We start from the raw sequence: 14,426 nt of genomic DNA on the forward strand, positions 1-14,426 counted from the left end.
CAAAGAGGACAATTTTTTTCTAGAACGACGGATAAAAGTGCAAGCGTCCCACACCCAAATCTAAACCATAAGCTTTCTCCCCGGCTGGAAAAGCTGTAACTCGGAACAGGTACACACCGCTAGTCCAGGGGTTGCGTACTGGATCGAGTCCAATCGTAACAGTCTTACCCGGAGATACTGGGGGATCGAAGGTGACAGTAATGGTGCCTGTTTTGTTGTCCTTTGTCACTGCTTTGAGTCTTAGCTTCTCACCTTTGCGCTCAGGAGTCCCTTCAAATGCTACGCTATCTTTGAGTTGAAATCGAATGTCATCAAATCCTTGATTTTGAGCGATCGCAATCCGTTGAAGCGGTTCACCAGCATTTTCTGGTAAGCTGACGGTGAAATAATAGGTAGCTCCCGGTACATTAACAGTTTCAAAGGTGGTGGAAGCATTAACCAGGCGAGGCGGCTTGTCAAAAGAAACTGTACCATCTGCCAGTCGAATTGCGACAGCCGAGGGATGGGCAATTCCCCAGATGCTTGCTGCTACAGCTAGGGTGGAGCCGAAAAGAAATGAAAGGCGCATTGCTTCAAAATCAACGACAAGAAGTGTTGTTATTTTAATGAAAGCGATCGCTTTCCCGGTAAAATCTCTCTACAGTCTGGAGTAGTTCTCCGCCACGGTAGAGGTAAATTGCATTTTTGTAAGGCATTATCTTTAGTAAGAATAACGCTTAAAGTTAGCGATTTCACGCTGTGAGTAAAAAGTAGGTGGCGATTGTGGGCGAATCTATCTCTTTTAATTTCAAGGCTCTACCAGGAATCGAGTTTAAGGTCAAAAGATCCCGGAAGTCTTTTGTACACCGATTCCTTGCACCGCTGAGTTTAGTTGGTATCTTGGGTTGTACGGGAGTAACGTGGTTAGTGTCGAGCGCTCTTGCACCCCAGATTGCCCAAGCTTACACCGCTCGTGTTGACCTTCGCATGGTCGGTCAGCCAAACGAAACCTACGAAGGCTTGATTCGCCGAGCCGAGGCGGTAGCGAGAGCCGCAGCACAGCGTAGCTTTGACCGGGACATCTTAGTAACAGATGTTGCGGTGATGATTATGGGGCAAAATCAAGGTGCGATCGCGCCAATTCTGGCTCTTAAAGTCAATCGCGGCGCATGGAGAAGCCGCCCTGATGTCTCTCGTTGGGCAACTTACTTTCCCAGTACCAAGGCTTTACTCGGCTTTAGAGATGATGTAATACCAGACCCCCAACCAGCACCAGCAGCCGCTCCTCAACAAGCACCAGCAGCCTCGCCACAGGCAACTCCCCCAACAACTATAACTCCAGGTAACGTTAGAGATATCCCACGACCACCTGCTGGAGGTACTCCACGAAACCAGGCGCCCGGAACTGCCCCCGCAGCTGCTCCTGGTACTGGGCAAACCTTAGGTGGAGCGGGTGCTGGAGGCACTCCACAAAACCAGGCACCCGGAACTGCCCCCACAGCTGCTCCTGGTACTGGACAAACCCCAGGTGGAACAGGTGCCAACGCGCCGACACTTCCTTCTGCACCAACGCTTCCAGGGGGAAATACGAACAATCCTAATCCCACAGAGAATATTCCGAATCCCACAGAGAATATTCCGAATCCAGCACAGAATCTTCCTAATCCTGCCACGCCAGCACCTGCAAGAGGAACGAATGGACAGCGGTAATCACAGAATGAAGTTGTCGCTGCCCAATTGGTTTCCAGCAAACTTGAGAGGTTAACTAGATTGCACTTGTCAAGGAATCTCTTACAATGGGAAGGCTGTAACCGATTGCCTCATTAACAATCATGGCTGTTCCAAAGAAGAAAACGTCAAAATCCAAGCGCGATAAGCGCAAAGCTACCTGGAAGCACAAGGCGACGATTCAGGCTCAGAAAGCCCTCTCGTTGGGCAAGTCAATTCTGAGCGGGCGTTCTAAGTTTGTGTATCCAACACAAGAAGAAGAAGCCGAAGAAGAATAATTCGACCTGCTGGGATGTCCGAGCGCCTTTGGGCGCTATTTTTTTAGCTGTTGTGCATAGTAGATATAGTACCTAAAACGCTTTTCTACTTGACTCATGCTAGGAAAATTTTTCAAAAAACCAGAATCGCCAGATAGCGAACGCACTCCTCCTGGTCAATATCTGACAAAAGGCTTCCCAGTGCTAACTTACGGCAATACTCCTCGCGTCAACGCTGATACGTGGCAATTTCGCGTCTGGGGTTTGGCAAAAGAAAAAACTTTCAGTTGGGCAGACTTTATGGCTATGCCCCAACATAACTTTACTGCTGATTTCCACTGCGTCACTCGCTGGTCTAAACTCGATGTGCAGTGGACTGGTGTTAAGGTTACAGACTTTATGAAGCTGGTGGAGGTTGACCCAAAAGCGGCTTATATCATGGAACACTGCTATGGCGGCTACACCACCAACATCTCTATGGACGACTTTGTGCGGGAAGAAAACTTTTTTGCTCACACCCTATTTGGAGAACCATTACCCCCCGAACATGGTGGCCCGATGCGGCTTGTTGTCCCTCACATCTATGCCTGGAAAAGCGCCAAATGGATTAATGGTTTGGAATTTCTCAGTCAGGAAGAGTTGGGTTTTTGGGAGCGGAATGGCTACCATCGCCGGGGGGAGCCGTGGGCAGAAGAGAGATATAGCTATTAAGCCATTGGTGATTAGTCATTAGTTAGAGGCGAAGGGCTAGAAATTAAAAAGCGCACTTCGTGCCGCTTCTTTAACATAACTTTAGCCTGGCGTTACATAAATAAAGCTTGCTCCAAGCAAGCTTTATTTATGTTGGCCCACCATCCGAACTTTGTTTGTTCGCCCTTGAATAAGCTCTAACGGGCAGGGTGCGCCAACAGTCGCGGGGTATGTGCGCTCGCTGCGTAGAGAGGTTATCTGTAACCTCTCTACGCAAGCTTTTTTGCCCTACTCATTAATTGCCGTGACTCTTGCTTGACAAAGCCAGCTATTGCTGCGCGCTGCAATTTTGTCAAAGCTTCTATGTCTTCTAAGTCATAGTCAATTGCTAAAAGCTGCCGCAGTTGCTCTTCGGCTTCAATTGTCAAACAGCCATTTTCAATCACTTGTTTAACTACTTCACAGATTTGGGTCATAGAATCTACCTTTTGTACGCTATAAGTAGTATTTCGTCTGGCTGTATAACTTCTGGTGATGCTTCGGCTGGAAATTTGTGATGTTCTATGGGAAACTTTCGTGATGGAGTAGTTAATTTTTGAGTGAGCTAAATCACAAGTTGTCCGCTGTCAGCAGTCAGTAAAGAGTTGTCAGGTTATAACAACTTTCCAACCTGACAACTTGAGAACTCTCAAACGCCAACGGACAATGGATAACTATTTAATCAGCGACTTGAGTAACTTGAGCTTGCCAAGGTAGGGAGCGTATCTTAACTTCACGTCAACCAAGAAAGATTTGTTGAGAACGCTTTTTTGATGGGAAAATGTATCAAAACCTGCTTTGCCGTGATAACTACCGATACCGCTCTCCCCAACACCGCCAAATGGTAAATCTAGGACAGCAAGGTGCATAACTGTATCATTGATGCAGGCACCCCCTGATGATGTCTGGTGTAAAACTCTCTGTTGCTTTTGTTTATCTGTTGAGAAGAAGTAGAGGGCGAGAGGTTTCGGTTTGGCGTTGACAAGCGCGATCGCTTCCGTTAATTCTGTATATTCGATTACTGGTAAAATGGGACCAAAAATTTCTTCTTGCATCACTGCATCTTGCCAGCCAACCCCTTCGATCAGCGTAGGAGCAATGTATCGCTCAGATGGATTTGTGTCTCCACCAATTACAATTTCCCCGCTGCCTAAAAATTTACAAAGACGATTAAAGTGTTTTTGATTAATAATTCTGGCATAATCAGGACTTTTTTCCGGGTTCTCTCCATAAAATTCGCTAATACATTTTTTGATTTGCTCTAATAAATCTTTTTTAATTTTTCTATCTACTAAAAGATAATCTGGGGCTACACAGGTTTGCCCTGCATTCATAAATTTACCCCAAACTATTCTTCTAGCTGTATATTCCAGGTGAGTTTTCGCATCAACAATACAAGGAGTTTTTCCACCTAGTTCTAGCGTTACTGGTGTCAAATGTTTTGCCGCCGCAGCCATGACAATTTTTCCAATTTCACCGCTACCTGTGAAGAATATATGGTCAAATTTTTCTTCTAGTAGTTGCTGACTGGTGTCTACGCCGCCTTCAACTACAGCAACAAACTCTGGATTAAAGTATTTTAGGATAATTTCAGATAGCAGATGGGATGTGGTTGCAGAAATTTCGGAAGGTTTTAAAATTGCACAATTACCAGATGCGATCGCTGCCACTAAAGGAGAAATTACCAGTTGAAATGGATAGTTCCAGGGGCCAATGATCAGAACCACGCCCAAAGGCTCACAATATATCTTTGCTGTGGATAAAAGCTGGGTAATTGGTGCCTTTATTTTTTTTGGCTTTGTCCAGCTATTAATATTTTTTAGAGCATTATTTATTTCTTCTAAGCAAAATACTATTTCTGAGCCATAAGCTTCAAATTCTGGTTTGTTTAAGTCAGATTGCAAAGCCTTTAATATAGCTTCTTTATTATCTACAATCGCTTTCTTTAATAGTTTTAATTGCTCAATCCGAAAAGATATATCTTTGGTTTTGCCTGTCCCAAAAAAATTGCGCTGTTTCTCTATGACATCACTAACTTTTGGTACTTTTAGCATTTTGGTTTCTTGTACTTGATTTTATATTTTTGATTTTAGGTACTATAAAATCAATAACGCTAACGCTTACGCGCTGGCTATAGCAACAGTATAAGCCATGCGATCGCCAACGGAGGCGAAGAAACTCCTTTGCCCCCGCAATAGGCTCTCATATCAGTGTTGAACAGGAAGGCTAATCCTGAATAAACTACCTTTCCCCAACTCTGATTTAACCTCAATTGCACCTTGATGAGCTTCCACAATCCGACGAGATAAATGTAGCCCTAAACCACTACCGGAACGCTTGTGGTTCCCTTGACGAAATCGCTCAAATAATACTGCTTGGTCTTCTGGGGGGATACCAGGGCCAGTGTCTTGGACTTCAATAAGGAGGTAAGGAGTATCGGAGTCACCAGTGCTAGTATCTGGCACCATTCGGACAACGACTGAGCCTTTATCTGTAAACTTGATGGCATTTCCAATTAAGTTGGTAAAAACTCGGTGAAGTTCCAGGCGATCTCCTACAACTTTGCTATTAAGTTTATTATGAGCGTCCTTATCTCCTACATCCAGCACCAAAGACAAATTTTTTTCCCCAGCTAAGGGAGTAAGTTCTTCAATAACTTCCTGAAGCAGTTGCTTTAGATCAATGGGAGAAAAAGTCAGGGTCTTACGACCTGCTTCATAGCGATAAACTTCTAGCAAGGTGTTGACCATTGCCAGTAAGTTGCGGTTGCTACGAGCCATTGTAACGACGGCTTCCTGCATCCCTGGCGCGAGTTCTCCCAATGCTCCTTGCTGAAATAAAGCCAGCATCCTCTCAGCTGCGACTATCGGTGTCCGTAAGTCATGGGTGAGCCAGGAGACAAAATCTTCTCGCTGACGAGCAATTTGGTCGCGTTCGTCTACACTGTGTTTTAGCCGCAGTAGCGATCGCACCCGTGCCAGCAATTCATCTACTTGTACTGGCTTGCGAATAAAATCATCCGCGCCTGTATCTAATCCTTCCACGACGCTGGCGTGATCGTGAGCGGTGATTAGTAAAATCGGAATAAACGGTAACTTAGTATTGTCTCGTACTCGTTTGGTGACTTCATAGCCATCCATCCCTGGCATCATCACGTCCAACAATACTAAGTCTGGTGGGCCTTGTTCGATTTCAGCTAGGGCAGAACGACCATTCTCCGCTAATGTAATTTGATATCCCTCTTCTTCCAGAATGGTTTGAACGAGGAACAAATTATCGGGAGAATCATCCACAACTAGAATATGGTCAGTTTTAGAGGGTTGAGTGAGACTCGAATGATTCTTCATGAAACGGTAGGTTTACAACAAAACTTATCAAAAATTCAATCTTCTCAAATTTTCGGCTATCACGTATCATTCTTTACGCCTAAGGTATCATTTTGCCTCATTCCCAGGAAGGATTCTTAAGAATCCGTTTAACCAAGTAGTCTGAGCTTTTTTAGCTTTCACCTAAGGACTGTAATAGATTAGTAATTTTTACTACAATGATATAGCTAAAAAGCTTACGTATGTTTAATGACGCAACTTGGGATTCATGGGTGGGACACCTATGTTATGAACTGGGGACTGGGAAACAGAATAATACAACTCTTTTCTCTTCCTCCTTACCAATTATCAATCTCCAGTAGATTTTTCTGAGTCCTATACATCTGGCTGTTAACTGGGAAAAAGCCGCCAAACTATGCTGTATTCCCCGATTTTTATAAAGATAAAACTGGAAGAATACAATCTTTTGCCCTTTTGAGATGTCAATTTCCGCGACTTGTGGGCTGCAATAATTTTTGTAAAAGTTGTTGAAGAAGCGATCGCAACCATCAGCAGCAAATAAGTTTCTCTGCCATCTTGCATAATTCTCAGTAAGTAGCTAATTATTAATATGCCTTATTCGGCTTGACACATCGACCAAATTAAATTTGTATATAACTATCGATAGATTGACACCACAACCCAAGGTTGTAGATTTAAGCAAAATTCAAAGTTAATCTGTATGGGTCGATCTGCTTCTCAATCAAGCCCAACCATCGGCAACAAAAAAGCTCCAAATCGCCGTCCTTCCCACAAAGGCCCTGTAAAACTTGTAACGGGCATCTACTTTTCTGTGCTTATTTGTACCACGATTGGGTTAGTAATGCTTAGCAGCGGTAGAATGACGGTTGGTGGCGTTCCGTTGCCGATTGTTATCAGCTTTTTGAACGATCAAACTGCGCGAGATGCGTACTTTTCAGGGAAAAAAACTAAACTGCACGATCGCCTTGATGATATGGGCATTGAAGAACAAATGAAAAACTTTTATCGCCCCCAGATTCCTGACGAAGCAAAGCTAGACCAGCACATTCATCAAATTCTCTATGAACGCACTGGCTATGTGGGCGAACAATATCGTGTTAACGGGCAAGGGTTTTTGGTTTTGAAAGATTGATCGGTTGTCTTAGCGTTGGAACGTTTGAACGTTGTCAGGTTGGGTAGGGATTCTCGTTGTTAGAACCTGACAACTTTTGAACTTGACAATTCGATGACAACGCACAACAGACAAAAAATCAGAATAAAAAATAGCGTTGCGCTAAGGGTAGGATGGTTGCGGGTTCGCAGGTGAGTAATTCTCCATCGGCTCTGACTTCGTAGGTTTCTGGGTCTACTTCTATGCGAGGGAGAGCATCATTAAGCTTCATGTCCCACTTGCTCAATTGCCGCGTACCAGATACCGCAACTGCTGGCTTTTGTAAACCAAGTTGAGTGGGGATGTTTTTTTCTAAGGCAGCTTGGGAAATAAAGGTGAGGGAGGTGGCAGCGATCGCGCCCCCAAAACTGGCAAACATCGGACGCATATGCACTGGTTGTGGGGTGGGGATACTAGCATTGGCATCTCCCATCTGCGAGTATGCGATCGCTCCCCCTTTAATCACCATCTCTGGTTTCACGCCAAAAAATGCTGGCCGCCAGAGGCACAAATCAGCGAGTTTCCCTACTTCTACTGAACCAACGTACTGAGAAATTCCGTGAGCGATTGCCGGGTTTATAGTGTACTTTGCTACATATCTCTTGGCCCGAAAATTATCTGCCCTTTCTTGCGCCTCTCTTTGTAAGAGAGGGGTTGGGGAGAGGTTTCCCCGCTGTACTTTCATTTTGTGCGCCGTCTGCCATGTGCGAATAATCACCTCACCCACTCGTCCCATCGCCTGAGAATCTGAGGCAATCATGCTAAATGCGCCTAAATCGTGCAGAATATCCTCCGCCGCAATCGTCTCGCGCCGAATTCGGGACTCGGCAAAGGCGACATCTTCGGGAATGCTTGGATCAAGGTGATGGCAGACCATCAGCATATCCAGGTGTTCATCTAAGGTGTTGACGGTGTAAGGACGTGTAGGATTGGTGGAAGAAGGTAGTACGTTGGCTTCGCCGCAAACTTTGATGATGTCCGGGGCGTGACCTCCCCCAGCACCTTCCGTGTGGTATGTGTGGATAACGCGATTTTTGAAGGCATTGATGGTGGTTTCCACAAAACCAGCTTCGTTTAAGGTATCAGTATGAATTGCTACTTGTACATCATATTCATCGGCAACGCTTAAGCAGGTATCAATTGTTGCTGGTGTGGTTCCCCAGTCTTCGTGCAGCTTCAAGCCCATCGCTCCGGCTAAAACTTGCTCTACCAATCCTTCCGGCTGGCTGCTGTTGCCTTTTCCTAAGAAACCCAGGTTAATTGGAAAGGCATCGGCGGCTTGCAACATTCGGTAAATGTTCCAGGGGCCAGGGGTGCAGGTGGTAGCATTTGTACCCGTCGCGGGGCCAGTACCGCCGCCGATCATAGTGGTGATGCCGGATGCGATCGCTACCTCAATTTGTTGCGGACAAATAAAGTGAATGTGGCTGTCAATTCCGCCAGCAGTGAGAATCATCCCCTCGCCAGCAAGTGCTTCAGTTCCCGGCCCAATAATAATATCTACGTTGTCTTGAATATAAGGATTTCCCGCTTTACCAATTTTGAAAATTCGCCCGTCTTTAATTCCAATATCGGCTTTAACGATTCCCCACCAATCTAGGATTAGGGCGTTGGTTATTACTAAATCTACAGCACCAGCAGCGTTAGAAATTGGGGATTGTCCCATCCCGTCTCTGATAACTTTGCCGCCGCCAAATTTCACTTCATCGCCGTAGGTGGTGAAGTCTTGTTCGACTTCGATAAATAATTCTGTGTCAGCGAGACGAACGCGATCGCCTACTGTGGGGCCAAAGGTTTCGGCGTAGGCGCGGCGATCCATTCTATAACTCATACTTCACTCCTGATTGTCTACAAAAAATTCACGTTACTACCACGAATCGTATTTACAATCATTCCTCCGAATCTTTGAACGACACAAGATATTCCTCGATAAGTGACTCCGGTCTTAGTGTAGAATTAGCTAAAAGTTGCTCACACCGAACAACAAGTTCATCGTCAGACACGACTGACTCGCATAGCTCTACGAGTAAAGTACGTCCGTCAGTGATAAGTTGATTTAATTTTTCAATGGTCAAAGCCTTAGAATCGTTAGTTACCGTATTCTTTGTTGCCCCAATATTTGGATGAACTGAAACACGTATACAAGAGTAATTAGGATATTCTTTCTTGAACCATTGTTCTGCATTCAACAGTTGACCGTGTTCTTTTTTTGTTAAGACGTTATCATGATTCTTGCGACTTTTTGCCTCGATAACTAAACCAAGATGATCGTTTAGTAACCACAAAACATCTGGGCCTTTGTCGTAGATTTTATCTGGTCTTTGTGTCCCGAAGCCAAGCATATAGCCCAAACTTGCTAAAGCCTGCTCAAATTGAGTGGCTGACGCTTCTGGAACTAGCTGTGAGACTTGTTGATTAAACCATGAAAGATAACCTCTTCGGAGGGATTTATAGCTAGCAATCTGAGTAACAATCGCTTCAGCTTGCTTACCTGGCTTCATTAGTGGCACATATGGTGGGATAACTTGAGGTCGTAATAAGTTAGTGTTATCCGCATATGCTTGCTGCTGAAGCTTTTGAGCTAGGTCAGTCTTACCCCAGTAGTGTGCAGCACGAGCCGCAAGTTGCTTCAACCAGCCTCTGCTCTTTTCGTCAATTCCAGCTGCTTCCTGCCAGTGCTTTTCTAACTTAGCAATTGTCTTCTCAAAATAACCATTACGCATTAATTGGAATACCTTCCTTTCGACAGCCACCTGAGTCAATGAATTTTTATCTTCTTCTGTGGATTCAGTACGCTCGGCTAACGTCTCTGCATGGTATTCCATCCAGTCTTTATCGCGATTAAGACAGCGCATAATTGTTTCATGCAGTTCTTCTTTGTCAGTAACACTTCTACTGATCTCTTGTCCCATTTCAAACTGAGCGTGTGTACTTTTTGTCAAGAATTTAAGATGGGCAGAACGACCAAGCCATGCAGTGAGGTCTTTACCAGTAACTATCACTACGCAATAGTCACCAGAACCTCGCGCAGCCCTTCCCATGCCTTGCTCAATCCGCTGCGCTAAAGCACTAATAAGTTCAGCTCCACCAGCAAAAGTATTTGCCCGATATTGCTCGTACTCACTACTTCCACGAGGTAATCCTGATAAAATTAATAGCCGACACGCTGAACCAGGAAGGTCTATTCCGTCATAGCGATTAGCAAACACAAAAGGCCCTTGCGATTTGTTTTCTTGAAGTTCTTTGACATAGGTAACTACCTTCTCCGTTGAATCTGCAAATGTTGCAACATCCATCCACTGCTTAGCGGTAGCATCAGACGGTACAAGAATCACTGTCCCTACCTTTTGTTGCTTAGCCATTGCCTTGGATAGTTCTTGGAGCATTTGCAGCACATCATCTGGGGGAAGCTGCATAAGTTCCGGAGCCAGAATCATTCTTTCGCTGACACCAGCTAATGAGTTTGACGTAATGGGCTTAGCTACCAAATCTGGGTTGGCATCAAATGTACGCACAATAGCACTGTCATCACCAATTGTTGCCGACATAAAAATACGGTGGGGGCAATCTGTGAATGTAGGGATCAAATCCACTAATGGAAAAATTGGTGTGATGACAAAAGCGTTTCGGCTAATCAGACAGTGGCAATAATCAAAATTATCACGGAGAAATGGCCAGACAAATTTATAGACCTCGGCTTTATTACGTAAGAATTCCCTCACTTGCTCTGATTTCGCTTGCCAGCTCCAATAGGGGACTTCCAAAATACCATTTTCTTTGCCGCTTACAAGGTCATCAAATGTTCCCGACTTGCCAAGCATTTGGAAATCGTTGCGAAAGATATTTGTAAGGTGGGTGTAACTATCTGAGTCGCTGCTTACATCAACTCTTAGCGTGAACATATCACGCATCGTTGAAAAAGCTACATGGGCATCATCCAGTATGATGGCTGCTGCCATTAAAGCTTGGCTACCACCACGAACTCCAAATCGGCTACGACCGTTAAAGAGAGCTTGATATGTACAAATCAGAACGCTCTTCCCTGCAAGAAACTCGTCAGGAAAATCGGTACTTTTTTCGTAAGTAACTGCGGGAATACTATATTGTTGAGCCTTCTCCAGAGTCTGTCGGACAAGCTGAACTGTCGGGGATAGATAAATGACAGGCTCCCGGTGTTCGTTTAGGATTGATTGGGCGATAAGCAAACCAACAAGCGTCTTTCCACCGCCTGTGTGCAACTTAATTACAATGTCGCGTTCATTTCGACGATTGAACCACGCTTCTAACACCTGAGCTTGGCTAATGTAAACGTCATTAATACCGGGTGGCTTCGGTAAGCGTCGGAAAATTTCAATTGGTTCTATAACGATCGATTGAGTTTTAGACTCACGCAATTTTTTAAAATCCACCATTGAAACCGAAGCCCCCCTTGGGATATTTTTATCTCTCTTATTTGGCACTTTTTTCTGGTAGTCCACGAGGGCGAAGGCTTAATGAAGTAAAGCAACCCCCTATTTTTACCATTTCATAACCTATAACTTATCGTTGATTTTTGCATTGAAACCGTAAACTTGACGGCTACCTGCAAAGGGGACTAATTCTACTTCTTTGTCATCTCCTGGTTCAAAGCGTACTGCTGTCCCGGCTGGGATATTAAGCCGCATTCCTTTGGTTTGTTCTCTATCAAATTCTAAGGCTTCATTTACTTCAAAAAAGTGATAGTGGGAACCAATTTGAATCGGGCGATCGCCTGAATTGGCAACTATTACTCTGAAGGTGGGACGGCCTGCATTGAGTTCAATTTCTCCATCTTGTACAATGATTTCCCCTGGAATCATATTAAACTCCAATTATTTAAGGTTTTTTATTTGCTCTCGCTAAATCGACAACGTTTGTAAATGATGTAACGAGCTAATATCGTCAACGGACAAATTTGCCGGAGGTGTCACAGGGATTTCAATCCAGAACTCTGTGCCTTGTCCAGGTTGGCTAAAACACTTTAGCTCCCCGCCATGCTTATTTACCACAATTTGGTAGCTAGTGGATAGCCCCAATCCCACCCCCTGACCTACTGCTTTGGTTGTGAAAAACGGGTCAAATATGCGTCCTCTAATCTCTTCTGGTATTCCAGGCCCATTATCAATAATCCGAATCGCTACGCGATCGCCATCAGCGTCTCTATTAGCCTGATTCAATTGTGTATGAATGACGATTCGCCTGGGATGCTGCTTCATTTGGTCTGGGGAAAACTCCACCTCGTATTGCTCAACAGCATCAATCGCATTACTTAAAATATTCATAAACGCTTGGTTTAGGTATCCGGCATAACACTCTACAAAGGGGAGTGTGCCGTACTCTTTAACAATTTCAATAGAGGGACGGGAGGCGGTAGCGTTCAAACGATGCTGCAAAATTAGTAGCGTGCTGTCAATGCCTTGGTGGATATCAACAACTCTCCGAATAGTTTCATTTCGCCGGGAGAAGCTTTGCAATGACAAAACGATTTGACGGATACGATTAGCACCAACTTTCATTGATATGAGAATTTTGGGTAAATCCTCGGCAAGGAATTCTAAATCAATTGCCTCCGCCAGCTCGATAATCTCAGGATTTGATTGGTCATAATAGCGCTGGTAGAGTTCTAAAAGGTCGAGTAAATCTTGGGTGTATTGAGCGACGTGAGATAAATTGCCGTGAATAAATGTAACTGGGTTGTTGATTTCATGAGCAACGCCTGCAATCATTTGACCGAGGCTGGACATCTTTTCTGTCTGAATTAGTTGGTCGGTTTGAAGCAGTCGAGCTTGAGCCTCTTGTAGTTCCTTCAAAGCTACATTAAGCTGTTCGGCTTGGGTTTGAGCTGCGATCGCTCGTTGGCGTAAATCAGCTTCCCGAAATTTTAGTTCGCGATCGAGACGGTCAAACAGAAAAGCTGCTGTAATTGCGCCAATAATGCCAATGATGGCGGATAAACCCAGTGTCGCCTGAGTTAGGTTCTGCTGGCGCTTTAAAAGCTGGTTGCGTTTTTTTAGCAGACGTTCCTCCTCTTCCTGAAAAATACTGATTTGCTGGCGAGTCTCATCCATTAAGGATTTGCCTTGAAAAAGCAAGTTCTTCAGGGTGGATGGGGAGGTTGTCTCATCTTTGATTGCGTTGAGAGTGTTCTTTAACATCTCCATCCGTTCCTGCGCCTGAATTTTAATCTTCTGGAGTCGTTGACGCTGCTGTTGATCCTTTACGCGATCGCTTAGTCTAGCTAATGATTTAGGAATAGTTGCGATCGCTGCTGAATAAGGTTCTAAAAATTCCGGCTGACGAGTGAGACTGTATCCTCGAATACCTGTTTCTGCATCCACCAAAGCATTGAGCAGGCGATGAGTTTCAAAACGTATCTGCTGCGCTTGTTGGACATGATGATGAGCCTGCACTGTATTCTTTTGTAGCCAGGACAACGGGCCAAGCGAAAAAAGCAGACAGCTCACTGGAATAGCCAGGATGATAGCTCCTCGACAGCGAATTGGTAAATTGAGCCAGATAGAGCGCAGCCCTCTAATTAGAAAAAAATTCATGGGTGATTATTCCGGTGCAGTATTCGATACGTAAAGAAAAATACAAAAAATTGCCTTCCCTATTGGAAACTTTCCTAGCACCCTGCACAGTTGTAACACTAGAAGATTTCTAGCAAATAGGTATTATATGTGTTTTGACTAATTTAGTTTAGCGGTGAATGTTACTTATGCCTTTGCCTTATGTATCATTTTCGTAATACTTCTATCAGATATTCCTCCGCCAGCAGATTATTCCGGATTTTTTTCAAATCTCTGGGGTGAGAGCATTACTTGTATTTGCTACGCTCATTTCTAGCCTGGCATAAGGCGCATTAATTTCCATTTCCCCTTTTTTTACAACGATTTCCCTATAAGTCGCGTCAATTTACTATAGCAAGGCTAATTTATGTGCTAATAAATCTTAAATAAAGGTGTTATCTAATATTAAAGTCAAGGCAGAGTGTTACGGTTGATATAATTTCGCTTTATGCCTTAAAAAAACAGTTTATTCCCCCTTATTAAGCGGGTTAGGGGTATGTTATGCGTTGGCATCACAAAGGTGAATTAGTATTAACCAGGGTAAGAGCATCTTAATCAGGCTTGACACAAGGAATCAGAAGAATCTAAGGTAGGGTCAAGAAAACAAGAACTGAGAACTTGAATCATATAATCATCATCCATAGCGTCT

General features: G+C 44.3%; 13 protein-coding genes. 4 read left to right on the forward strand and 9 right to left on the reverse strand.

The window, feature by feature from the left end:
- Positions 1–19 precede the first annotated feature (19 nt).
- Entirely contained in the window at positions 20–568 is a 549-nt protein-coding gene (locus tag H6F66_RS11095; RefSeq protein ID WP_190421098.1) for a DUF2808 domain-containing protein, read from the reverse strand.
- A 194-nt stretch (positions 569–762) separates the two neighbouring features.
- Here H6F66_RS11095 and H6F66_RS11100 point away from each other — a divergent pair, with 194 nt between their 5' ends.
- The 3 genes from H6F66_RS11100 to H6F66_RS11110 all read left to right on the forward strand — a co-directional run bounded on the left by H6F66_RS11100 (position 763) and on the right by H6F66_RS11110 (position 2,675).
- A complete protein-coding gene (locus tag H6F66_RS11100) occupies positions 763–1,689 on the forward strand; it encodes a hypothetical protein (RefSeq protein WP_190421100.1) in 927 nt (308 codons plus the stop codon).
- A gap of 122 nt (positions 1,690–1,811) precedes the next feature.
- Positions 1,812–1,985 (forward strand): 50S ribosomal protein L32, encoded by a 174-nt coding sequence (gene rpmF / locus H6F66_RS11105; RefSeq protein ID WP_190421102.1) that lies wholly within the window; start codon positions 1,812–1,814, stop codon positions 1,983–1,985.
- A 96-nt stretch (positions 1,986–2,081) separates the two neighbouring features.
- The gene (locus tag H6F66_RS11110) at positions 2,082–2,675 is read left to right on the forward strand and encodes a sulfite oxidase-like oxidoreductase (RefSeq protein ID WP_190421104.1); all 594 of its coding nucleotides are present in this window, start codon (positions 2,082–2,084) and stop codon (positions 2,673–2,675) included.
- Positions 2,676–2,923: 248 nt separating this feature from the next.
- On the opposite strand, the gene H6F66_RS11115 is transcribed toward H6F66_RS11110, so the two are convergent.
- The 4 genes from H6F66_RS11115 to H6F66_RS11130 all read right to left on the reverse strand — a co-directional run bounded on the left by H6F66_RS11115 (position 2,924) and on the right by H6F66_RS11130 (position 6,601).
- On the reverse strand, positions 2,924–3,130 hold the full coding sequence (locus H6F66_RS11115) for a hypothetical protein (protein WP_190421106.1): 207 nt from the start codon (positions 3,128–3,130) through the stop codon (positions 2,924–2,926).
- Positions 3,131–3,367: 237 nt separating this feature from the next.
- Complete coding sequence (locus H6F66_RS11120) at positions 3,368–4,747, reverse strand: aldehyde dehydrogenase (protein ID WP_190421108.1); 1,380 nt, start codon at positions 4,745–4,747, stop codon at positions 3,368–3,370.
- Between the two features lie 153 nt (positions 4,748–4,900).
- Positions 4,901–6,040: a hybrid sensor histidine kinase/response regulator gene (locus H6F66_RS11125; RefSeq protein WP_190421110.1), complete on the reverse strand. Its 1,140-nt coding sequence runs from the start codon at positions 6,038–6,040 to the stop codon at positions 4,901–4,903.
- Between the two features lie 369 nt (positions 6,041–6,409).
- The gene (locus H6F66_RS11130) at positions 6,410–6,601 is read right to left on the reverse strand and encodes a hypothetical protein (RefSeq protein WP_190421111.1); all 192 of its coding nucleotides are present in this window, start codon (positions 6,599–6,601) and stop codon (positions 6,410–6,412) included.
- A 139-nt stretch (positions 6,602–6,740) separates the two neighbouring features.
- On the opposite strand from H6F66_RS11130, the gene H6F66_RS11135 reads away from it, so the two are divergent.
- On the forward strand, positions 6,741–7,172 hold the full coding sequence (locus H6F66_RS11135; RefSeq protein ID WP_190421113.1) for a hypothetical protein: 432 nt from the start codon (positions 6,741–6,743) through the stop codon (positions 7,170–7,172).
- Positions 7,173–7,290: 118 nt separating this feature from the next.
- On the opposite strand, the gene ureC is transcribed toward H6F66_RS11135, so the two are convergent.
- Genes ureC through H6F66_RS11155 form a run of 4 tightly spaced genes read right to left on the reverse strand, consistent with a single transcriptional unit; the run spans position 7,291 to position 13,759 of the window.
- Positions 7,291–9,021, reverse strand: a complete 1,731-nt coding sequence (ureC, locus tag H6F66_RS11140; RefSeq protein ID WP_190421115.1) for an urease subunit alpha — start codon at positions 9,019–9,021, stop codon at positions 7,291–7,293.
- Positions 9,022–9,079: 58 nt separating this feature from the next.
- On the reverse strand, positions 9,080–11,668 hold the full coding sequence (locus tag H6F66_RS11145; RefSeq protein WP_199294782.1) for a DEAD/DEAH box helicase family protein: 2,589 nt from the start codon (positions 11,666–11,668) through the stop codon (positions 9,080–9,082).
- 54 nt (positions 11,669–11,722) lie between these two features.
- On the reverse strand, positions 11,723–12,028 hold the full coding sequence (locus H6F66_RS11150; protein WP_190421124.1) for an urease subunit beta: 306 nt from the start codon (positions 12,026–12,028) through the stop codon (positions 11,723–11,725).
- A 39-nt stretch (positions 12,029–12,067) separates the two neighbouring features.
- On the reverse strand, positions 12,068–13,759 hold the full coding sequence (locus tag H6F66_RS11155) for a CHASE3 domain-containing protein (protein ID WP_199294784.1): 1,692 nt from the start codon (positions 13,757–13,759) through the stop codon (positions 12,068–12,070).
- Positions 13,760–14,426 lie beyond the last annotated feature (667 nt).

It is taken from the genome of Trichocoleus sp. FACHB-6 (assembly GCF_014695815.1).
In the GTDB taxonomy this organism is placed as follows: Bacteria; Cyanobacteriota; Cyanobacteriia; order Cyanobacteriales; family FACHB-T130; genus Funiculus; species Funiculus sociatus.